We start from the raw sequence: 20,445 nt of genomic DNA on the forward strand, positions 1-20,445 counted from the left end.
ACCGTGAAGGTCAGAGGAGAGGGTGGTCACGGGAAACATGAACGCAGTCTAGCGTCCCTCCCTGAACGGGACCGGAACGCTGCGCGCCGCGCCTTGGGCATTTCGAACGGAAGACTTCACGTTCAGGCAACCCGCGCCGGGGCGGCCCACACCTATCCCGGCCCCCCGGTGCGGCGCGGGCCGGGCGCTACAGTCGGGCGCATGAGAACCGTGACTGTGGGCATGCTCGGCTGTGGCACCGTGGGCCAGGACGTCCTGAACCTGATCGAACGCCGCGAGGCGATCTTCGCGGACCTGGGCGTACGCATCGAGGTCGTGGGCGTCCTGGTGCGGGACACGGCCCGCGAACGCCGCATTCCGGCCGGAACGCCCCTGACCACCGACCCCGCCTTCCTGCAACAGTGCGAGGTCGTGATCGAGGCGATGGGCGGCGTGCAGCTCCCCATGACCATGCTGCGCCCCTACCTGCGCTCCGGGCGGCCCGTCATCACGGCGAACAAGGCGCTGCTGGCCGAATGCTGGGACGAACTGCGCGACTACGCCCTGAACGGCAAACTGTACTACGAGGCGTCCGTGATGGCCGGCACGCCCGTCATCGGCCCCATGAGCACCGTGCTGCGCGCCAGCACCTTCACGCGCCTTCAGGCCGTGCTGAACGGTACGTGCCTGTACATCCTGACGCAGATGGAAGGCGGCAAGGACTACGCGCAGGCCCTCGCCGAGGCGCAGGCACTCGGGTACGCCGAGGACCCGCCCACCCTGGACGTCGGCGGGTTCGACACCGCGCACAAACTCACGGTCCTGGCCCGCTTCTGCGCCGACGGGAACTTCCCGTACGACCGCGTGCAGGTGCAGGGCATCGAGCACATCACGCAGGAGGACATTCAGGCTGCCCGCGCGCGCGGCGAACGCATCAAACTCGTCGCGGAACTCGAATCCGTCGGCGGCGAGTGGCAGGCCCGCGTCGCCCCGCAGTCCCTGCCCGAAACGCACCCGCTGTGCACCGCCGGAGCCAGCCGCAACGCCATGGTCTACGAGGGCGAGGAGTGCGGCACCCTGATCTTCGCCGGGGGCGGCGCGGGCGGCATGGTCACCGCCAGCGCCATGGTCGGCGACCTGCTCGACCTGCTCATCGGCTTCCCCGGACACGTTCCTCTCCATTGAACTGGCCCCTGCGCTGAGGGAGGCGCGGGAAGCAGGGCGCGGGAGAGAACCACCCGGCCTCGCCTCCCGCGCCCCGCAAACCGGTTATACGGATTCCGTTTATTTCGTTAACAGATCGGAACACCACCGATCTGTTAACTCCACGTCCGGAACCCGCTTCGACTCCTACTCGCTCCGCTCGGATTGAACGGGTTTTGCAACCCTTCAATCGGAGTCCGTATTACTCGTCGTCCAGGTCGTCCTCGTCGAGTTCCACGTCGTCCACGTCCTGATCGTCGGCCCAGTCTTTCAGGACGTTGGTGCGGCGCAGGTCGTCGCGGGGCGCGGCGAGGCGGGCCTGTTCGCGGTCCTCGCCGCTCATGACGCCCTGCGCGCGGCCCAGGACGGGCAGGTCGCCGGGCTGCTGGTCGTAGCGTTCGGCGAGATACGCGGCGACCCACGCGCCGAAGTACCACAGGGCCAGCGCGGCGGGGTAGCCGACGGCGCCGTCCGGGTACGGCACGTGAATGATCTCGTCGATGCGGCTTTCGAGGATCTCGCGGGCCAGCATCAGGGTGTCGTCGGCGTCGCCGAGGATCAGGGCGACCTTGGCGTCGCCCTTCTCGTGCTGCGCCTCGAACGCGCCCGTCACGAAGGGCAGCGGGTCGCCCAGGACCGGGATGCTCAGGGTCTTGCCGGTGCGGGCCAGCAGGTGCTGCCACGCGTGCGGGAGGGCCTCGGCCTCGGGCGCGGCGAGCAGCAGGGGCGTGCGGCCCCACAGGCTCCAGGCGAGGTCGCGGGCGGGGTTGTTCTCGGTGACGTGCGGGGCGCAGCGTGCGGCGAGGTCGGCCAGCAGGGCGTCGGCGGCGGCGGCCTCGTCGCTGTGGCCGCTGGCGTGCGCGACGAACTGCGCGAAGTGGTACGTGGCGAGCGGCCCGCCGGGCACGAGCACGTCGATCTCCTCGGGGGTGCCGCCGGTGGCGACGCGGCGGGCGTTCGCGCCTGCCACGACCGCCAGGTCGGCGTAATCGGTGGCGAGGGCGCTGGCGTCGGGGCTGCCGAGCACGAACTGCGTGCCGCCGCGCGTGAGGCTGCTGGCGATCAGGGTCTGGGCGATGGCGGCGGCCAGGGTGCCCTCGCCCACGCCGACCAGGCCGTAGGGGGCCTCGTCGGGGCGGGCGGGTCCGGCGTACGAGCCGGGCAGCGTTTCGAGCAGGGTCAGGAGGTTGATCGGGGCACTCATGCGTGACAGCGTACAGGGCGCGGCGGGCGTGGGTGGAGAGGCGCGCCGCAATCGCCCTGGCCGGGCGCGGGTGTCCCGGACGGCGAAAAAGGGTGTTACAGACGCCGTTTCCTGCTTCACGCCCGCTTAATCTTGCGTGCTAGAATCCGGCGCGTGCGACTCCAGACACCCCCGTCACGACCTGCGACGTGCGGGCGGACCACTCAACAGAAACACCACCCTCGCGGGTGGCGTTCCGTGACTTTCCGTGGTGCACTCGACTGGACTTGAACCAGTGGCCTTTGGCTTCGGAGGCCAACGCTCTATCCACCTGAGCTACGAGTGCATAGCTCGCGTACCCTAGCACCTCGCATGAAGGAGATCAAGTGAAAAACAAGAAACTCGTGAACGGCCTGCTGAGCGTCCTGGCTCTGCTGCTGGTGGTCGGCATGGCGTACCAGTTCACGCCGAACCTGGGATCGCTGTTCAACCGGCAGACCGGCACGCCCGCCCTGACCGTGAACGGCACGACCGTGACGGTCGAGGAACTCGAAGCGGCCCGCCGCGCCAACCCCGTGCTGGCCAGCACCGATACCGGCGTGCTGGGCGACGACTTCAAGACGTACGTGGTCGCGCAGCAGGTGCAGCAGACGCTGGTGCAGAACGCCGTGAAGGACATCAAGGTCAGCCGCGCCGACGTGGCCGCCAAGGTCAAGGAGGTCCGCGAGGCCAACCAGCTGACCGACAACAAGGCCTGGACGGACGCGCTGCAGGGCGCGGGCCTGACGGACAGCTCGTACCGCGAGCAGGTGCGCCAGAGCCTCGCCGTCGAGCGCCGCGTCGAGGAGATCAAGAAGGCCGTGCCCGCCGCGACCGACGCGGAACTCAGGGCGTACTACGACCTGAACCCCGGCAAGTTCCAGACGGACGCCCGCATTCAGGGCCGTCAGATCGTCGTGACCGACAAGGCCAGGGCGCAGGCGCTGCTGAAGCAGGCGCAGGGCGGCGCGGACTTCGCTGCGCTGGCCAAGGCGAACAGCACCGAGTTCGGTGACCGCAGCGGCGCGCTCGGCCCCATCGAGAACGGCGTGCCGCGCCCCGTGGCGCAGGTGGCGCTGCCCGCCGAGGTGGGCGCGGCCGCGTTCGCCCTGACCGACGGCGGCCTGACCGACGTGATCGAGAGCGGCGGCAAGTTCTACGTCGTGAAGGTCGAGAAGTACCTCGCGCCCGCCGCCAAGCCCTTCGCGGACGCCAGGACCGACATCGCCACGGCTGTCAACGAGCAGAAGAAGAACGCCGCCGTGGAAGCCTGGGTGGCGGGCCTGGAAAAAGACGCCAAGATCGAGTTCAAGGACCTGAACTGGAAGGTCGAGGACCCCACCGTGGCGACCGTCGCCGGGCAGGACATCCCGTACTCGAAGGCCATCGAGCAGGTCGTGAACAACCAGCAGTTCGCGTCGCTGCTGCAGCAGGTGCAGCCCGAGCAGGCCTCGCAGCTCGTGAACTCCATCCTGAAACCGCAGGTGGTGCAGCAGCTGATCCAGGGGTACGCCGCGCCCACCATCGCCGAACGCCTGAAACTGAACCTGACCGGCACGCAGCAGGAACTCGCCGCCGGAATCGCCGCGTACGGCGCGCGGAACGTGAAGGTCACGGACGCCGAGGTGCAGGCGTTCTACATTCAGAACAGGGCGCAGTTCCAGACGCCGGCCAGCGGCACCGTGTCCGAGGTCAGCTTCAAGGACGAGGCGGCCGCCCTGGCGTTCCGCAACAGCTACGACGGCAAGACCGACTTCGGCCGGGCCGCCGTGAAGGCCGCCGGGACGCTCAGCGAGCGCGGGCAGGTCACGGCCGGTGACGGCAAACTGGACGAGGCCCTGAACGCCGCCGTGTTCGAAGCCAGGAGCCTGCGTGACGCCGGGGAAGGCAGCCTGACCGACCCCGTGAAGGTCGGCGAGCGGTACTCGGTGGCGTACGTGACGGACCTGAAACCCGCCGCGACCGAACCCCTGAGCGCCGTGAAAGCGCAGATCGAATCGCAGGTGCTGGCGCAGAAGCAGAACGAGGAAGGTCAGAAGTTCCTGGCCGCGCAGGTCGCGACCCTGAAACCCAAGGACAACCTCAAGGCAGTGCTGGCCGCGCAGGAAAAACGCGTGGAGGCCGCCGCGCCCAAGGCCACCCCCACGACCGAAGGCAGCGAAGACAGCGCCGCGCCCGCCACGGACAGCAAGACGCCCGCCACGGAAGGCGAAACCCCGGCGGCTCCCCCCGCCGACCAGTAAATCCAGACTATGCCCGGAGAAAGCCTCGCCCCGCGCGGGGCTTTTTCATGCCGCCTGCTTTTTGGGGGCGGCGCCCGCTAGAATCACGGGGTTATGCCGCGCGTCTTTTCAGGAATCCAGCCAACCGGTGAACCTCACATCGGCAATTACTTCGGGGCCATGCGCAACTACGTGCGGCTGGGCGAGGAGTTCGGGAAGAACTCCATCTACTGCGTGGTGGACCTGCATGCCATCACGAACCCCGCGTCGTTCGAGCCGCGCCTGCTGGCGCAGCGGACCTTCGAGATGGCGGTCGCGAACTTCGCCGCGGGCCTGGACCCCAGCCGGGTGACGTTCTTCGTGCAGTCGCACGTGCCCGAGCATCAGGAACTCGCGTGGATCTTCACGACCCTGACGCCGGTCGGTGAGCTGGAACGCATGACGCAGTACAAGGACAAGTCCGAGCAACTGGAGAGCGTCCCGGCGGGCCTGCTGATGTACCCGGCGCTGATGGCCGCCGACATCCTGCTGTACAAGGCCGACACCGTGCCGGTCGGGGAGGATCAGACGCAGCACATCGAACTGACGCGCGAGATCGCCCGGAAGTTCAACCATGCGTTCGGCGAGACGTTCCCGGAACCGAAAGCCGTGTACAACAAGCAGGCGCTGCGGATTCCCGGCGTGGACGGCAACGGCAAGATGGGCAAGAGCAAGGGGCCGGGCAGCACCATTGGGATTCTGGAACCGCTGGACGCCATCTGGCAGAAACTGCGGGTGGCGCCGACCGACCCGGCCCGCGTGCGCCGCACCGATCCCGGCAACCCGGACGTGTGCCTGATCTTCGATTACCACAAGCTGTTCAGCGACCTGGACACGTTGCAGACCGTGGACGCCGGGTGCCGCACGGCCGGGATCGGCTGCATCGACTGCAAGAAGACGCTGCTGGCGGGCATGACCGAGCACCTGAGCCCCATTCACGAGCGGGCCGAGGCGCTGAAGGCCGACCCGGACTTCGTGCGTGACGCGCTCGCGCAGGGCGCGAAGGAAGCCCGCGCCACCGCGCAGCCGATCATGGAGGAAGTGCGCGAGAAGGTCGGGTTCCTGAAACTCTGAGTGCCGCCCCCTTGCCCGCCGCCCCTGTGACCACCGACCCCGTGACCGCCGCGCCCACCCTGCCCTCCCCTGCCCCGCCGCTTCCGGGCGGGGTGGGGTTTACCGTGTCGCTCCCGGCGTTCACGGGCACCCTGACGGACCTCGCGTCGTCTCTGCGGGCCGGGCGGGTCGGGCCGGGCGAGGTGCCGCTGCTGCGCCTCACGCGGGACGTGCTGGCGTGGGCGCAGGCCGTGACCGGCGGCCCGCCGGAAGGTGCGCACCCGGACCTGCTGCCCACCCTGGCCGCCGTGATCGCCCTGAAAGCCCGGCTGCTGCTGCCGCAACCCGAACCGGACGACCCCGAACCGGACGGCGACTGGGACGAGCCGCTGGACGACGTGCTGGAAGGCGTGGAGGCCCTGGCGGAACTGGACGCACTGGTGAGCTTCCTGGCGGCCCGCCGCCGCGAACGCGAGGGCCTGATTCCCGCGCAGGCCGCGCCACTGAACCTGCCGCGCCGCGAACGGCCCCGCAACCCCCAGGGCAGCCTCGCGAAACTCGTGAAGGCCGCGCAGAACGCCGTGCGGCAGGTCGAGGTGCCCCTGCTGGCCCGCGACCGCCTGACCCTGGCCGACGCGCTGGGCGCCCTGCGGGCCTTCGGCACGCGCCTGCGGAACTTCACGTTCCGGGGCATTCCCGCGCAGGACTGGGGCGAGCAGACCACCTACTTCGCCGCGCTGCTCGAAGGGGTCAAGGAAGGCGCCTTCAGCGTGCAGCAGGACGAAACCTACGGGGACATTCAGGTGCAGTCCCACCTGCGCGAGACCAGCGACCCCGACTGAACCGGACTCGGATTGAATGGGCTGCAAAGCCGCTGGGTCCGAGCGAAGCGAGTGGGAGCTGGGCGGGTTCCGGACGTGAAGCTGACAGGCCGGCGATGTTCCGGGTTGTCAGCGAAACAAACGGAATCCGTATGATGGACTCCGATTGAATGGCTTATGAAGCCGCTGGGTCCGAGCGGAGCGAGTAGGAGTCGAAGCGGGTTCCGGACGTGGAGTTGGCAACCCGGCGCCCTTCCGGGTTGTCAGCGAAACAAACGGAATCCGTATGAGCCGGGGGGCGGAGGTCAGCGGGCCAGTTGCGCCTGCACCGTCCCGGACGCCGGGTCGAGTGTCACGGACGGCCAGGGGTTCGGCGTGCGGTCCGTGCGGATGTCGATGCGGTACGTCGCGCCGGGTTCCAGCGTGACGGGCGTGACCACCCCGCCCCGCAGGACCGGTTGCGCCGCCCCGCCCAGCGGCGTGACGGTGACGGTGACGCGCCGCACCTCGTCCAGCAGCGGCTCCGGCACCGAGTCAATCGGGTCGGCGCTCACCTGGGTCTCCGTGACACGCACGCGCAGGTCCGCGTAGTACGTCAGGAACTCGGCTTCGGGGACGAACGCGGCCAGTGCGGCGTTCAGGGTGGGTGCCCAGACGGTCACGGTCCAGCGTTCCATGTTCACGCGCAGGTCCGGGCAGTTCAGGGTGTAGTCCGGCGGGACGCTCCCGGCCGCCTCGCCCGTCCCGTACTCCAGGATGCCCATCGGCCCCACGCGCGGCGACGCGGCGCAGATCGCGGCCTGCTGCGCGTCACTGAAGTCCGTGAACTCGTTCGGGATCACGGACGAGGTCGGCACGCACCCGACCAGTCCCAGGATGCCCGCGCCCACCACCGCTGCCCGCACCCACGCTACCGAACGCCGCTGCTGTCGCTTCATGCTGCCCTCCCCCGGACCTGCTCGCCGCGCACCACGCGACCGGCCGGACCTGAGCAGACTTCACCCTATCCGGCCGGTCATTGCAAGGGGGCAGTGGGAATCCGGATCAGGTACGTGCGAATTCGACCGCTGAGCGCACCTGCTCGTCCGTGGGGCGCACACCGGTGTACAGCACGAACTGCTCCAGCGCCTGCAACGCCACGACCTCCAGTCCGGTCACGACGGGCCTCCCCTGCCGCCGCGCCTCCACGATCAGGGGCGTCTCGCTGGGCAGGGCGACCACGTCGAACACCGTGCCCGCCCGCGCGATGGCTTCGGGCGTGAAGGCCAGCGTGTGCTCGTCCGGGCCGCCCGCCATGCCCAGGGGTGTGACGTTCACGAGCAGGTCGCCGCCTTGCACGTCGGGCGTCGTGGGGTGCCAGTCCCAGCCGCAGCGTTCCGCCAGTTCCCGCCCGGCCCCCTCGTTACGGGCGACGATCACGCCGCGCGTGAAACCCGCGTCGCGCAGGGCGCTCGCCACGGCCTTGCCCATGCCGCCGCTACCGCGCAGCACCACCCGCGCGTCCGGGTTCAGGGCGTGCCGTTCGATCAGCAGTTGAATGGCGGTGTAATCGGTGTTGAAGGCCTTCAGGTGCCCTTCCGTGTTCACGATGGTGTTCACGGACCCGATCGCGGCTGCCGAGGCGTCCAGTTCGTCCAGCAGCGGAATCACCGCCTCCTTGAACGGCATGCTGACCGCGCAGCCCCGCACGCCCAGCGCCCGGACGCCCGCCACGACGCCCGCGATGTCCTGCACGCCGAACGCCTTGTACACGAAATCCAGGCCCAGCGCCACGTACAGGTGATTATGAAAGCGCGTCCCGAAGTTGCTCGGGCGGGCCGAGACACTCATGCACAGGGTGGTGCCCCGGTTGATGTCCAGTTTGCTTGCATCCGTCATGACTTCCCCCTCCGGCGACTGCGCTGCGTGCCCTGCGGTCCGCTCCGGTCACTGCACTCCGTCTCCGTCGTTGCATTCCTGCTCCTTCCAGTCGGCTCCTGGGTTCCCGGAGCGGAATCATAGCCCGAGCATGAGGTTCAGGTTCTGCACCGCCGCGCCGCCCGCGCCCTTCCCGAGGTTGTCCAGCCGCGCGACCAGCAGCGCCCGCTCGGCGTCCGCGGACGGGTACACGAACAGTTCCAGGTCGTTCGTGCCGTTCAGGGTCTGCGGGTCCAGCACCTCCGGATTACCTTGCATGTCGAACACCCGCACGTACCGCTGCCCGGCGTAGTGATCCCTCAGCGCCGCGTGCAGCGCGTCCGGCGTGGTGCCCAGTTCGCGCAGGTGCAGGGGGATGGTCACGGTCATGCCCTGCGCCCACGCGCCCACGTTCGGCGTGAAGATCGGCGTGCGGCTCAATCCCCCGTAGCGCATCGTCTCGGGAATGTGCTTGTGCCCCAGTCCCAGCGCGTAACTCAGGAACTCGCCCTTCATCGGGTGATCCTCGCCCTTCTCGTGCGCGTCCACCAGCGCCCGGCCCCCACCCGTGTAGCCGCTGTACCCCTGGATGCTGACCGGGAAGTCCGCCGGGATCAGGCCCGCGCCCGTCAGTGGCGCCAGCAGCGAGATCGCCCCCGTGCTGTAACAGCCGGGGTTCGCCACGAAGCGCGCCGCGCGGATCGCGTCCGCCTGCCCCGCTTTCAACTCCGGGAAACCGAACACCCACGCCGGGTTCACCCGGTGCGCCGTACTCGCGTCCAGCAGGCGCGCGGCCGGATTCGTCGTCAGCGTGACCGCCTCGCGCGCCGCGTCGTCATGCAGACACAGGATCGACACGTCCGCCGCGTTCAGCAGCTCCGCCCGCGCGTCCGCATCCTTGCGCCGCGCCGGGTCGATGCTCAGGAGCTCGATATCCGACCGGCCCTGAAGCCGTTGCCGGATCTGCAGACCGGTCGTTCCGGCCTCACCGTCGATAAATACCTTGGGGACTGTCATGCTTGATTCTCCATCAGGGACTGAGTGACCTGCGCGTGCAGGCGTTCGAATGTCATAGCCAGGAACGTGCTGGTAGGTCTGGGGGCTGCGGCGCGTCAGGCACGGCCCACCCCATAGCACAGCTGCACGAGGCGTTTCAGGTCGCCCTTGGCGGGGTCGCCCTGCTCGATGCGCCGGATAAGTTCGGCGGGCGTGAGCCACTGCGCGCTGCTGAAATCGTCCGGGTTGAAGGTGGGCGGGTCGTCGCGGCGCAGTTCGTAGACGTGCATGAAGGCACTCAGGCCGTCGCGCGTGCCAAAGCTGGCGATCTGCCGCCAGGGGAGGTCGTCCACGTTCAGGTTCAGTTCCTCCTGCGTCTCGCGGCGGAAGGCCTGCTCGTAGGTTTCGCCGTGTTCGACGTGTCCGCCGACGCTCATGTCGAGGCAGCCGGGGAACAGGCGTTTGTGCGCGGTGCGGCGTGGAATCCACAGCTGGCCCGATGGGTTGATCAGGAAGGCGTTGATGACGCGGACGGTCAGGCCGCGCGCGTGGGCGTCCTCGCGGGTGACGGTGCCGATGACCTCGTCGTGCTCGTTCACGACGTCCAGCCACTCCGTGACCCCGGTCACGCGGTCCACTCGGCGGCCAGCACCGCGTAGAGGGCGTCGTCGGTCCATTCGCCCCGGTGCAGGTAGCTCTGGAGGCTGGTGCCCTCGTGCCGGAAGCCCAGGCGGGTCAGCAGCGCCGCGACGGGGGTGTTGCGGGGGTCGATGCTGGCGTGAATGCGGTGCAGGCCCAGATCGGTGAAGGCGTGTGTAATCAGGGCGTGCAGGGCCTCGCGGGCGTACCCGTGCCCCTGGGCGTGGCGGGCGAGGGTCACGCCGACCTCCGCCTGCGGCCCCTGCGTGTTCAGGCCCACGTCCCCCACCAGTTCACCACCCCTCAGCGTGACGGCGCGCTGCACCCAGCCGGGCGCCCCCAGCGGCGCGTCCAACACGAGCCCCGCCACACTGTCCGGCGTGGCGGGCAGCGCCCAGCCCTGGTACCGCGCGACCTCCGGGTCGTTCCGGTACGCCAGAACGTGCGGCAGGTCATCGGGTGTCAGGGGCCGCAGGGTCAGGCGGGGCGTGTGTAGGGTGGTCATTACCAGCGGGGTTTCAGGTCGCCCATCAGGTGGTACATCAGGGCTTTCTGCGCGTGCAGGCGGTTCTCGGCCTGATCGAACACGCGGCTCTTGGGGTGCTCGGTGGCTTCGGGGACGGTTTCCTCGCCGTAGTGGGCGGGCAGGCAGTGCAGGAAGATGCCGTCCGGCGCGAGGGTGTCCAGCATCTCGGGCGTGACCTGGTAGCCCTGGAAGGCGCGGCGGCGGATGTCGGCTTCGGCTTCCTGGCCCATGCTGATCCACACGTCGGTGTACAGCACGTCCGCTCCGGCGATGGCGGCGAGGTCGTTGGTGAGGGTGATGTTCACGCCGGCGCGAACGGCGTCCATGAGGACTCCGGCGTTCGGTTCGTAGCCGACGGGGGTGACGATGGTGACGTCGGTGCCGGTCAGGATGCCCATGTGGATGTGGCTGTTGGCGAGGTTGTTGCCGTCGCCGATGTACACGACGCGGCGGCCGCGCAGGTCGGTGCCGAATTCTTCCTCGATGGTCTGGTAGTCCGCGAGGAGTTGCGCGGGGTGCAGCATGTCGCTCAGGCCGTTGATGACGGGGACGCTGGCGTGCTGCGCGAGTTCCTGGAGGGTCTGCTGGAGGTACACGCGGCCCATGACGGCGTCCACCCAGCGTTCCAGGTTGCGGGCGACGTCGGACACGCGTTCGCGGGTGCCCAGGCCGATCTCGGTGTTGCTGAGGGTGATGGCGTGCCCGCCGAGCTGGTACATGCCGACGTCGAAGGTGGTGCGGGTCCGCAGGCTGGCCTTCTCGAACACCAGCGCGATGCTGAGGCCCGCCAGTGGTTTCACCCCGCGCCACTCGCCGCGTTTCATGGAGTGGGCGGTGTCCATGACGGCGCGCAGTTCGGCGGCGGTCATGTCGAGGTTGCTCAGGAAGTCCCGCCCGGCCATGACGGGTCTGGGAAGCGTTTCGGGGGTCAGGAGCGTATCTTTTCGCACGGCCTCTTTGCGGCTGGCGTTGCCTTTCGCGCTGGCTTTCCCGGTCGGCGCCCCGGTCGTTTTCTTCGTTTTGCTGGATTTGCTGGCGACTTTCGTCATAGGCGAGGAGTATACATGCTGGCAGGTGATGGGCGGGTCAGACGGCACGCGGACCGCATGATTATTCAACTGAGCGGTTTTCCATGCATTTCGATTCGTTCCCCGTGCCTGCCGGGTGTCCCGCCAGCCGGGATGCCCCGCCAGTCCCGCCCACCGGGCCGGGCAGGTGCGGGCGTACACTCGCGCGCAGTGAGTGCCTCCAGCCCCTCTTCCACCTCCCTGCCGTCCCTGAACGCCCGCGCGCTGCTGCTGGCGCTGCTGATCACGGGCATCTGGGGCGTGAATTTCGTGGTCATCAAGTGGAGCGTGGCGGGCGCCCCGCCGCTGCTGGTGGCCGCGTTGCGATTCGCGCTGGCGGCGCTGCCTGCCGTGCTGTTCGTGCCGCGCCCGCAGATGCCCGCCCGGCTGCTGTGGGGGTACGGACTGGCGGTGGGGGTCGTGCAGTTCGGGCTGCTGTACCTCGCCATCGGGCTGGGCATGAGCGCGGGCCTGGGCTCGCTGCTGATGCAGATGCAGGCGTTCTTCACGGCGCTGCTGGCCGCGCGCTTCCTGGGCGAACGGGTGCAGCCGTGGCAGGTGGCGGGTATCACGCTGGCCTTCGCGGGCATGGGCGTGATCGGCGCGCTGTCCGGCGGCGACCTGACCCTGCTGAGCCTGGGCCTCACGCTGGCCGCCGCGCTCGGCTGGGCCGTCAGTAACCTGATCGTGCGGGCGTCCGGCGGCGCGAACATGTTCAGTCTGGTCGTCTGGAGCGCCCTGATCCCGCCCATCCCCCTGACGATCCTGGCGGGCCTCGTGGACGGCTGGGACGCCGTGACGCGCACCCTCACGCAGTCCGGCGCGGGCTTCTGGGCGGCCATCCTGTTCATGGGCCTGGGCAACACGGTCCTGGGTTTTGGCGTGTGGGCCGCGCTGATCCAGCGGCACGGCGCGGCCCGCGTCGCCCCGCTGTCCCTGCTGGTCCCGGTGTTCGGCCTGATCGCCAGCGCCCTGGTGTACCAGGAGGCGTTCCCGCCCGGCAAGGCCATCGGCGCGGCCCTGGTATTCGCCGGACTGATCCTGCACGTGTTCGGCGGCCGCTGGTGGCACCGGGCAGAGCAGCGCAGCCCGGCCTGAACGCGCAACAGCGGCGTAGGCCACCCGGCGCATGGCACGCCGCACCGGGCACCCGCTAGGCTGCGCGGCATGTTGAGGACACGGGTGCTGGGCCGACCAGCAGAAGACAACGCGCTGTGGGTCGTGGCCGACAGCGGGCAGGGGCAGACGCGCCTGCTGCTGGACTGCGGCGCGCACGTGCTGGACGGCGTACCCTTCGCGGAGGTGCAGGCCACCGACCACCTGCTGCTGTCGCACCTGCACATGGATCACGTGGGCGGCTTCGACGATTTCTTCCGCGCGACCTTCGACCGGCCCGCGCCCACGCACGCCTGGGGGCCGCCCGGCACGGCCCGCATCCTCGGGCACCGCTTCCAGGGGTACTGGTGGAACCACGCGCCCGAGCTGCGCGGCCAGTGGTTCGTGCATGACGTTCACGACGCGCACGTGCAGTCCTTCCGGTTCGAGGCGCACGAGGCCTTCGCCATAGCGCACGACGCGGGCCGCCGCGCACACGACGGCACGGTCCTGACCACCCCACAGGTAGCCGTGCAGGCCGTCCCACTGGAACACCACGGCCGCAGCCTGGGCTTCATCCTGCGGGAACCCGACCGGGAGCGCGTGAACCCGGCCGCCCTGGCAGGGTTGGGCCTGCGCCCCGGCCCCTGGCTGGCCGCGCTGAAAGGTGGCGCGACCGGCGAACTGGACGTGAACGGTCAGCCGCACGACGCCGCTGCCCTGCGCGCCGCGCTAATGCAACGGGAGACCGGAGAGAGTCTGGCGTACCTCACGGACTTCCTGCTGGACGGCGCGCAGCAGGCCCGCCTCGCACCCATCCTGCGCGGCGTGCAGACGCTGTACGCCGAGGCGCAGTACACCCCCGAAGACCACGCGCTCGCCACGCGGCATCAGCACACCACCGTCACGCAGGTCGCCGCCCTCGCCCACGCGGCGGGCCTGCCCGCGCTGACGCTGCTGCACCTGAGCCGCCGCTACCGATCCGAACAGTGGCCCGACATGCTGAGTGCCGCGCAGGCCATCCACCCCGCCGCGCGCTTCCCGGACGGCTGGCCGTACTGAAGAACGCACGCGCCCTGCCGTACCCTGTGGGCATGACTGGACCGCTGTTCGATTCTCATATGCACACGCCCCTGTGCGGGCACGCCACGGGGTTGCCGCGCGAGTACGCGCAGGCGGCGCTGGACGCCGGACTGGCGGGCATCTGCTTCACGGATCACATGCCGATGCCCGCGTGGTACGACGCGCCGTGGCGCATGCGCCGTGATCAGCTGGCGCAGTACGTGCAGGACGTGCAGGAAGCGCAGGCCGAGTTCGCGGGGCGGCTGGACGTGCGCCTGGGCCTGGAGGCGGACTTTCACCCCGGCACGGAACGCTTCGTGGAGGAGGTGCTGGGCGCGCACCCCTGGGACTACGTGATCGGCAGCGTGCATTACATCGGCGCGTGGGGCTTCGATAACCCGGAATTCATCGCCGAGTACGACAGCCGCGACCTTGCGGGCCTGTACCGCGACTACTACGCGCTGGCCGAGGGGGCCGCGAAATCCGGTCTGTTCGACTCCATCGGGCACCTGGACCTGCCCAAGAAATTCGGGCACCGCGACCCGGACGGGTACGCCGCGCTGCATGCCCTGGACGTGATCGCCGAACGCGGCCTCGCGCTGGACTTCAACACGGCCGGGTGGCGCAAACCGGTCGCCGAGGCGTACCCCGCCCCGGACCTGACCCGGCAGGCCGCCGAACGCGGCATCCCCTTCGTGCTGGGCAGCGACGCCCACAAGCCCGGCGAGGTCGGCCACCGCTTCACCGACGCCATCAAGCAGATTCACGACGTCGGTGGGCGGATCGTGACATACCAGGGACGCGTCCGGCACGGGTAAAGCGTGAACTCCTGGCTCCCCTTAAGGGGTGCTGGCCGCGAAGCGGACTGAGGGGTCACCCACCGGCCGGGCTGGTCAGGTGTTCGGCGCACCCGCCGACTCCTGCTTCCTCAGCCCGCATCCCCTTACTCTGGGTGCATGGATGTCACGAAGAAGTCCCTGGTGGGCGCGCTGAAGACCACGGCGGATCTGCTGGATCTGCTGGGGGTGGGGGATGATCCGTTCCGAGCGCAGGCGTTCCGGAGTGCGGCGCGCAGCCTGGAGGGCGTGCAGGATGAGGTGGATGTGCTCGCCGCGCGGGCGTTTGCGGGTATTCCGAAGGTCGGGAAGGCCATTGCGGCGGACCTGCTGGAGTACGTGCGGACGGGGGTGTTCGGTCCGCTGGAGGACGCCGCGAGTCTGATTCCGGCGGGTGTGCTGAGTCTGTTCCGGGTGCGGGGGCTGGGGCCGAAGAAGATCCGGGCGTTGTGGGACGCGGGCATCGATTCGCTGGAGGGGCTGCGTGAGGCGTGCCGGGATGGGCGCGTGGCGGGTCTGAAGGGGTTCGGGGCGAAGAGTGCGGCGTCGTTTCTGGAGGCGGTGGAGTTCGCGCTGGGCGCGCAGGAGCGGCAGCACCTGAGCACGGCGCACGAGGTCTCCGAGGGCCTGTGCCGGGTGCTGGAGGGCCTGGAGCCGCAGGTGGCGGGGGATGTGCGCCGGGGCCTGGATACGGTGCGGGTGGCGCGCGTGACCGTGACCGCCTCGCCCGAGGGCGTGCAGGAGCGGCTGGCTGGGGTGGTGGAGGGCCTGGAACCGGTCGGGAAGAAACCCCTGTTCGCGGGCCGGGTGGACGGCGTGCCGGTCGAGGTGGCGTTCGCGCCCACGCCGGGCGTCCGGGGGGCGCTGGACCTGATGATGGGCGGCGGCACGGCGTACCGCGAGTCGCTGCGCGAGGAGGCGAAGGTGCGGGGCTTCGACCTGAGCGGGCACGGCCTGATCCGGGCGGGTGAAGTGCTGGACACGCCCACCGAGGCGGACGTGATGAAGACCCTGGGTCTGCCCCTGCGGCCCGCCGAGTACCGCGAACCCGAACATGACGGGGTGTGGGAGGCCCTCCCCCACCCGGATGAACTGGTGACGGTCGCGGACCTGCGCGGCATGCTGCACACGCACTCCACGTGGTCGGACGGCGCGGCGTCCATTGCCGACATGGCCGCCGAAACCGTCCGCCTGGGCCACGGCTTCCTGGGCACCGGCGACCACTCGCGCGCCGCGCACTACGCGAACGGCCTGAGCATCGAACGCCTCCAGGCGCAACTGAAGGAAATCCGCGAGTTGCAGGGGGCGGGCGTGCCCCTGGTGGCGGGCGCCGAGGTGGACATCCTCGACGACGGCACCCTGGACTACCCGGACGACGTGCTGGCGCAGCTGGATTACGTGGTCGCCAGCGTCCACAGCCTCTTCACGCTGAGCCCCGAACGGCAGACCGAACGCCTGATCCGCGCCGCCAGCCACCCGCTGGTCACGATCCTGGGGCACCCCACGGGCCGCCTGCTGCTGCGCCGCCCCGGCTACGCCCTCGACCTGGACGCCGTCATGGTCGCCTGCGCCGAGCGCGGCACGGTCGTCGAGATCAACGCGAACGCCTACCGCCTGGACCTCGACTGGCGTGTCGCCCTGACGTGGCGTGACCGCGTGAAGTTCGCCATCAACACCGACGCCCACGTGCCGGGCGGCCTGAAAGACGCGAAATACGGCGTGATGGTCGCCCGGAAGGCCGGCCTGACCCCGGCGCACGTGATCAACACCCTGGAACGCGAGGCGTTCCTGGCGTTCGTGCAGGAGCAGCGGGCGGGGCGGAGCTGACGCCGGGCCTGTCCGTCAGACGGGTTTGGCCAGGACGCTGTCCCCGGCGCGCAGGGTGGTGCGGACGAGCAGGTCGGCGGGAATCATGATCTGGTTGGTCAGGTTGGCGGACATGCGGACGGGCAGGGTGTACACCTGTCCGTCGTCGGCTTTCAGGGCGACCAGTTGCGGGTGGCGCACGATGTCTTCCTTCCAGCGCTTGAAGATCAGTTCGTCGACGAGCGCCACGCCCTGCACCTGCCGGGTGATGGTGACGGTCAGGCGGGCCACGCGTGTCTTGCGGGGCACGATCAGGCCGATGCGGAACAGTTTGAGCAGCATGCGTTTCGCTTCGGGGTCCTGCGTGAGTTCCGAGACGGGTTTCTGCGCGTCGATCTGCTTGAGGACATCGAGTTCCCGCAGGCTCCAGCGCATGCGGCCCACCCGTTGCGGGCTGGTGATGCGGGCCGGACCGTCGAACGGCAGGTCCTGGACGGGCATGGCCTCCAGCGCTTCCAGCGTGACCTCGTCGAGGGTGCTGTCCAGGCGGGGGCTGGGGTGCGTGACGCCCTCATCGAAGTGAAAGCGGCCCTGCGGGTCCTGAAGGAGGCGTACCAGTGCGGACACGCCGTCGTCCGGCCCGAACTGAAGGTGCCGGACGCGCCCGGCTTCCAGCCACGCCTGGAACTGCCCGTCCGGGCGGTACACGTACAGCACGCCGCTGCGGCCCTGCTCTGAGAGCAGGTACAGCAGTTCCAGGAAGTCGAAGGTGTCGAGGCTGGATGTGGATCTGGTCATGCGTGCGTGGCGTTCAGCGTGATCACGTCCTCCCGTCGCGGCGGCGGGCGCCCCTGCACTCATGTTCGCTCATCCGGCGGCGGCGGGCAAGTGGCCTTCCCGGCAGGACGGGTCACCCGCTGCCCTGCGGCTGCCCTTCATACGGACTGCCCTCTGTTCCGCCCGCAGATCATAGGGATTCCGGTTCAGTGCCTTTTCAGCTGCGCAGCAGGTGCGAGAAGTTCGCGTTCTCCAGGGGCGGCAGGTCCTCCAGGCCGCGCAGACCGAAGTCCAGCAGGAACCGCTCGGTGGTGCCGTACAGCAGCGGGCTGCCCACCGCTTCCGAACGGCCCACGACCTTCACCAGTTCCCGTTCCTGCAACGTGACGACCGTGCCCGCGCTGCCGCCGCGCATGGCCTCGATCTCGGCGCGCGTGACGGGCTGCCGGTACGCGATGACGGCCAGCACCTCCAGTGCCGCGCTGCTCAGGGCCGGCAGGGGCGGCGGGGCCAGCAGCGGCGCCAGCTGCCCGGACAGGGTGGCCGGCACGACCAGCCGGTACCCGCCGGCGACCGCCTCGACGGTGAAGCCCAGGTTCGCGGCGTCCAGTCGTTCCGTGAACGCCTGCACCTGCCGCAGCGCCGCGTCTTCCGGGATGCCCAGCACGCCCGCCAGTTCCCGCGCCTGCACGGGCCGCCCGGCGGCCATCAGGGCCGCACCGATCAGGCTGAGGACCGGCCCCGGCGACACCGCCGGCCCACCCGTTGACGCCGGTTCGGGCGGCGTGCCCTGCGGGTCACTCATACGGACTCCCACTGAACGGCTTGCCAGAACCATTCAATCCGAGCGGATGCGGGAAGAAGAGAAACGGGTTCCGGGCGTGGAGTGGGCAGATTGGTGGTATTCCGATCTGCGGGCGAAACAGACGGAATCCGTATCATGTCAGTTCCCGCAGCAGCGACTCGATCTGCGCGTCCGGGATGGCCCCGGCCCGCAGGACCCGTCCCTCCGGGAGCAGCACCACGGTGCTCGGCAGACCCAGCGTGCCCTGCCCGCCGTCCGGGAGGGTCAGGTCACCCAGACCCATCGCCAGCGCCTGGGCGTGCGTCGCGGCGGCCTCCTCACCACTCGGGTTGCAACTGGTGGTGGCCAGCGTGCCCCCCACCGCTTCCAGCAGCGCCCGCGCCACCGGATGGTCCGGCAACCGCACGCCCACCCGCCCGCCGGGCGCCAGGTCGGCGGGGCAACCGGGCGCCGCCGGGGTGACCAGCGTCAGCGGCCCCGGCCACAGCGGCGCGAGCCGCTCGAACGCCTCGCTGGGGCGGATCAGGGCGCGGGCGGCCGCCACGTCCACGCACGACACCTGCACGGGCTTGTCGGCCGCGCGGCCCTTCAGGTCATACAACCGCCGGATGGCGTCCGGACGCGACGGGTGCGCCGCCAGGCCCCACACGGTCTCACTGGGGTACGCGACCACACCCCCGTCCCGCAGGACCCGCGCGGCCTCCTGCACCTGCGCCCACCATGCGGGCGCGCGGCCCGGTCCGTTCTGCTGCTGTTCATTCATCACGTTCTCCGTACCGCCGATCCCGCCGGAAGCCCGCCACGGCAGGCCACACCCCCGGACCTGTAAGGTCAGCGAAAGACCAACAGACTATACTGACCAGATATGCCCGTCTTCGAATACCGCGTGCGTGACCGCTCCGGCAAGGTGCTGAAATCCCAGATGGAAGCCGAGACGGCGAACCAGGTCCGGGACGCCCTGCGCGCCAAGAACCTGATGATCGTCGAGATCAAGGCCCCCAAAACGGGCATGAACGCCGACATCAGCATTCCCTTCCTGGATAACAAACCGCCGAGCCTCAAACAGGTCGCCATTTTCAGCAAGCAGCTCGCCACGCTGATCAACGCCGGGGTGCCGCTGGTGCAGTCCCTGGCGATCCTGCAGAAACAGATCGAGCACAAGGGCTTCCAGAAAGTCGTGAAGAACATGCGCACCGACGTGGAATCCGGCACGCCGCTCAGCGAGACGCTGGTCAAGTACCCCAAGATCTTCAACCGCCTGTACGTGAACCTCGTCCGCGCCGGCGAGACCAGCGGCACACTCGATTCGGTCCTGGAACGCATCGCGGACTTTCAGGAAAAGGAACTGGCCCTGCGCGGCAAGATCAAGAGTGCGCTGACCTACCCGGTCGTGGTGCTGGTGTTTGCCATCCTGATCACGTACTTCCTGCTGACGACCATCGTGCCGCAGTTCGCAGGCATCCTCGCTCAGATGAATGCACCCCTGCCGTTCATCACGCGCATGCTGATGGCCGTCTCGGACTTCCTTCAGAATTCGATCCTGATTCTGGTTGCGATCGGTGCCATCATCACCTTCGCTTACCGAGCCTACTACAAGACACCTAAGGGCCGTACAGTCATTGATGACATCAAACTGCGGCTCCCGGTCTTCGGGAACCTAACGCAGAAAAGTGCCATCGCCTCGTTCGCACGCACCTTCGGCCTGCTGATCAGCAGCGGCGTGAACATCATCGAGAGCCTCGAAATCACCAAAGGCACCGCCAACAATGCCATCGTCGAGGAAAGCATCGAGAACGCCAAGAACGTCGTGATGGTCGGTGAGCAGATGAGTTCCAGTCTGGCGACCAGCAAGGTCTTCCCGCCCATGGTTGTCAGCATGATCTCCATCGGTGAGGAAACCGGGTCGCTGGACAACATGCTCGGCAAGGTCGGGGACTTCTACGACCGCGAGGTGGATGAGGCCGTTGATAGCATGACGGCCGCCATCGAACCGCTGATGATCGTGTTCCTGGGCGGCATCGTGGGCACCATCGTGGCCGGAATGTTCCTCCCGATGTTCAGCATCATCGGCCAGCTCAGTCAGTAATTTTTGTAGGCGCTCTGGGTCTGAGTGCAGTAAGCAGTTGCAGGTAGTTGGCTGGAACTAGACTCTGTTGGCGAATTCCCGGGTGGGGGTAACAATGCGCTATGAGCCTGCATGCAGCCCCTCCGGCCGAGATCCCGACGCGGACAGCCGAGCTCGTCCGCATCCTCCTCCCCAAAGGCAACACCATTACACAACTGCGAGACTGCTTTGGCGCCGTTTACTCCGACGATCAGTCTCGGTCCCTCTACCCAACTCGGGGTCAACCAGCCTACGCGCCCTGGCGGTTGGCCCTGGTCACGATTTTCCAGTTTCTCG

Annotated in this window: 19 protein-coding genes and 1 tRNA gene; 9 read left to right on the plus strand and 11 right to left on the minus strand. The window is 68.9% G+C overall.

What is annotated here, in order from left to right:
- Nucleotides 1–201: 201 nt before the first annotated feature.
- Nucleotides 202–1,164, plus strand: a complete 963-nt coding sequence (locus IEY70_RS10925) for a homoserine dehydrogenase (RefSeq protein WP_189065043.1) — start codon at nt 202–204, stop codon at nt 1,162–1,164.
- A 220-nt stretch (nt 1,165–1,384) separates the two neighbouring features.
- Here the strand turns inward: IEY70_RS10925 and IEY70_RS10930 are convergent, their stop codons facing one another.
- Nucleotides 1,385–2,386, minus strand: coding sequence for an SIS domain-containing protein (locus tag IEY70_RS10930; RefSeq protein ID WP_189065044.1), 1,002 nt, complete (start codon nt 2,384–2,386; stop codon nt 1,385–1,387).
- Nucleotides 2,387–2,634: 248 nt separating this feature from the next.
- A tRNA-Arg gene (locus IEY70_RS10935) sits at nt 2,635–2,711 on the minus strand.
- A 40-nt stretch (nt 2,712–2,751) separates the two neighbouring features.
- Between IEY70_RS10935 and IEY70_RS10940 the strand changes: the two genes are divergently transcribed.
- The 3 genes from IEY70_RS10940 to IEY70_RS10950 all read left to right on the plus strand — a co-directional run bounded on the left by IEY70_RS10940 (nt 2,752) and on the right by IEY70_RS10950 (nt 6,560).
- Nucleotides 2,752–4,647: a peptidylprolyl isomerase gene (locus IEY70_RS10940; RefSeq protein WP_189065045.1), complete on the plus strand. Its 1,896-nt coding sequence runs from the start codon at nt 2,752–2,754 to the stop codon at nt 4,645–4,647.
- A 93-nt stretch (nt 4,648–4,740) separates the two neighbouring features.
- Nucleotides 4,741–5,739, plus strand: coding sequence for a tryptophan--tRNA ligase (gene trpS, locus IEY70_RS10945; RefSeq protein WP_189065046.1), 999 nt, complete (start codon nt 4,741–4,743; stop codon nt 5,737–5,739).
- Nucleotides 5,740–5,798: 59 nt separating this feature from the next.
- The gene (locus IEY70_RS10950; protein ID WP_189065072.1) at nt 5,799–6,560 is read left to right on the plus strand and encodes a segregation and condensation protein A; all 762 of its coding nucleotides are present in this window, start codon (nt 5,799–5,801) and stop codon (nt 6,558–6,560) included.
- A gap of 284 nt (nt 6,561–6,844) precedes the next feature.
- Here the strand turns inward: IEY70_RS10950 and IEY70_RS10955 are convergent, their stop codons facing one another.
- The 6 genes from IEY70_RS10955 to argF form a co-directional block, all read right to left on the minus strand.
- The gene (locus tag IEY70_RS10955) at nt 6,845–7,477 is read right to left on the minus strand and encodes a hypothetical protein (RefSeq protein WP_189065047.1); all 633 of its coding nucleotides are present in this window, start codon (nt 7,475–7,477) and stop codon (nt 6,845–6,847) included.
- 106 nt (nt 7,478–7,583) lie between these two features.
- The gene (locus IEY70_RS10960; protein ID WP_189065048.1) at nt 7,584–8,417 is read right to left on the minus strand and encodes a shikimate 5-dehydrogenase; all 834 of its coding nucleotides are present in this window, start codon (nt 8,415–8,417) and stop codon (nt 7,584–7,586) included.
- Between the two features lie 117 nt (nt 8,418–8,534).
- Nucleotides 8,535–9,452: an N-acetyl-gamma-glutamyl-phosphate reductase gene (gene argC / locus IEY70_RS10965; protein WP_189065049.1), complete on the minus strand. Its 918-nt coding sequence runs from the start codon at nt 9,450–9,452 to the stop codon at nt 8,535–8,537.
- Nucleotides 9,453–9,547: 95 nt separating this feature from the next.
- The gene (locus tag IEY70_RS10970; RefSeq protein ID WP_229777845.1) at nt 9,548–10,060 is read right to left on the minus strand and encodes an NUDIX hydrolase; all 513 of its coding nucleotides are present in this window, start codon (nt 10,058–10,060) and stop codon (nt 9,548–9,550) included.
- Nucleotides 10,057–10,575 carry a GNAT family N-acetyltransferase gene (locus tag IEY70_RS10975; RefSeq protein WP_189065051.1) on the minus strand — a complete coding sequence of 173 codons (519 nt, stop codon included), beginning with the start codon at nt 10,573–10,575 and terminating at the stop codon, nt 10,057–10,059. The genes IEY70_RS10970 and IEY70_RS10975 overlap by 4 nt, the downstream gene beginning before the upstream one ends.
- Nucleotides 10,575–11,498 carry an ornithine carbamoyltransferase gene (gene argF / locus IEY70_RS10980; RefSeq protein ID WP_189065073.1) on the minus strand — a complete coding sequence of 308 codons (924 nt, stop codon included), beginning with the start codon at nt 11,496–11,498 and terminating at the stop codon, nt 10,575–10,577. Before argF ends, IEY70_RS10975 begins: the two co-directional genes overlap by 1 nt.
- Nucleotides 11,499–11,873: 375 nt before the next feature.
- On the opposite strand from argF, the gene IEY70_RS10985 reads away from it, so the two are divergent.
- The 4 genes from IEY70_RS10985 (at nt 11,874) to IEY70_RS11000 (ending at nt 16,483) form a co-directional block, all read left to right on the plus strand.
- Entirely contained in the window at nt 11,874–12,761 is an 888-nt protein-coding gene (locus IEY70_RS10985; RefSeq protein ID WP_444542427.1) for an EamA family transporter, read from the plus strand.
- 69 nt (nt 12,762–12,830) lie between these two features.
- Nucleotides 12,831–13,820, plus strand: a complete 990-nt coding sequence (locus IEY70_RS10990) for an MBL fold metallo-hydrolase (RefSeq protein WP_189065053.1) — start codon at nt 12,831–12,833, stop codon at nt 13,818–13,820.
- Between the two features lie 32 nt (nt 13,821–13,852).
- Nucleotides 13,853–14,638, plus strand: coding sequence for a histidinol-phosphatase (locus IEY70_RS10995; RefSeq protein WP_189065054.1), 786 nt, complete (start codon nt 13,853–13,855; stop codon nt 14,636–14,638).
- A 138-nt stretch (nt 14,639–14,776) separates the two neighbouring features.
- Nucleotides 14,777–16,483, plus strand: coding sequence for a helix-hairpin-helix domain-containing protein (locus IEY70_RS11000; RefSeq protein ID WP_189065055.1), 1,707 nt, complete (start codon nt 14,777–14,779; stop codon nt 16,481–16,483).
- A gap of 15 nt (nt 16,484–16,498) precedes the next feature.
- On the opposite strand, the gene IEY70_RS11005 is transcribed toward IEY70_RS11000, so the two are convergent.
- The 3 genes from IEY70_RS11005 to IEY70_RS11015 form a co-directional block, all read right to left on the minus strand.
- Nucleotides 16,499–17,260, minus strand: a complete 762-nt coding sequence (locus tag IEY70_RS11005; RefSeq protein WP_189065056.1) for a DUF4388 domain-containing protein — start codon at nt 17,258–17,260, stop codon at nt 16,499–16,501.
- 196 nt (nt 17,261–17,456) lie between these two features.
- Nucleotides 17,457–18,044 (minus strand): SMC-Scp complex subunit ScpB, encoded by a 588-nt coding sequence (gene scpB, locus IEY70_RS11010; protein ID WP_189065057.1) that lies wholly within the window; start codon nt 18,042–18,044, stop codon nt 17,457–17,459.
- A 133-nt stretch (nt 18,045–18,177) separates the two neighbouring features.
- Nucleotides 18,178–18,807 (minus strand): L-threonylcarbamoyladenylate synthase, encoded by a 630-nt coding sequence (locus IEY70_RS11015; protein ID WP_189065058.1) that lies wholly within the window; start codon nt 18,805–18,807, stop codon nt 18,178–18,180.
- A 102-nt stretch (nt 18,808–18,909) separates the two neighbouring features.
- On the opposite strand from IEY70_RS11015, the gene pilC reads away from it, so the two are divergent.
- Nucleotides 18,910–20,130: a type IV pilus assembly protein PilC gene (gene pilC / locus IEY70_RS11020; protein WP_189065059.1), complete on the plus strand. Its 1,221-nt coding sequence runs from the start codon at nt 18,910–18,912 to the stop codon at nt 20,128–20,130.
- Nucleotides 20,131–20,445 lie beyond the last annotated feature (315 nt).

Source organism: Deinococcus seoulensis, assembly GCF_014648115.1.
GTDB classification, from domain to species: Bacteria; Deinococcota; Deinococci; order Deinococcales; family Deinococcaceae; genus Deinococcus; species Deinococcus seoulensis.

Coding starts and splice junctions, on each gene's coding strand:
- IEY70_RS10925 (WP_189065043.1), top strand. CDS start 202: ATGAGAACCGTGACTGTGGGCATGCTCGGCTGTGGCACCGTGGGCCAG.
- IEY70_RS10930 (WP_189065044.1), bottom strand. CDS start 2,386: ATGAGTGCCCCGATCAACCTCCTGACCCTGCTCGAAACGCTGCCCGGC.
- trpS (WP_189065046.1), top strand. CDS start 4,741: ATGCCGCGCGTCTTTTCAGGAATCCAGCCAACCGGTGAACCTCACATC.
- IEY70_RS10955 (WP_189065047.1), bottom strand. CDS start 7,477: ATGAAGCGACAGCAGCGGCGTTCGGTAGCGTGGGTGCGGGCAGCGGTG.
- IEY70_RS10960 (WP_189065048.1), bottom strand. CDS start 8,417: ATGACGGATGCAAGCAAACTGGACATCAACCGGGGCACCACCCTGTGC.
- argC (WP_189065049.1), bottom strand. CDS start 9,452: ATGACAGTCCCCAAGGTATTTATCGACGGTGAGGCCGGAACGACCGGT.
- IEY70_RS10975 (WP_189065051.1), bottom strand. CDS start 10,575: ATGACCACCCTACACACGCCCCGCCTGACCCTGCGGCCCCTGACACCC.
- argF (WP_189065073.1), bottom strand. CDS start 11,498: ATGGCCGGGCGGGACTTCCTGAGCAACCTCGACATGACCGCCGCCGAA.
- IEY70_RS10990 (WP_189065053.1), top strand. CDS start 12,831: ATGTTGAGGACACGGGTGCTGGGCCGACCAGCAGAAGACAACGCGCTG.
- IEY70_RS10995 (WP_189065054.1), top strand. CDS start 13,853: ATGACTGGACCGCTGTTCGATTCTCATATGCACACGCCCCTGTGCGGG.
- IEY70_RS11000 (WP_189065055.1), top strand. CDS start 14,777: ATGGATGTCACGAAGAAGTCCCTGGTGGGCGCGCTGAAGACCACGGCG.
- IEY70_RS11005 (WP_189065056.1), bottom strand. CDS start 17,260: ATGACCAGATCCACATCCAGCCTCGACACCTTCGACTTCCTGGAACTG.
- scpB (WP_189065057.1), bottom strand. CDS start 18,044: ATGAGTGACCCGCAGGGCACGCCGCCCGAACCGGCGTCAACGGGTGGG.
- IEY70_RS11015 (WP_189065058.1), bottom strand. CDS start 18,807: ATGAATGAACAGCAGCAGAACGGACCGGGCCGCGCGCCCGCATGGTGG.
- pilC (WP_189065059.1), top strand. CDS start 18,910: ATGCCCGTCTTCGAATACCGCGTGCGTGACCGCTCCGGCAAGGTGCTG.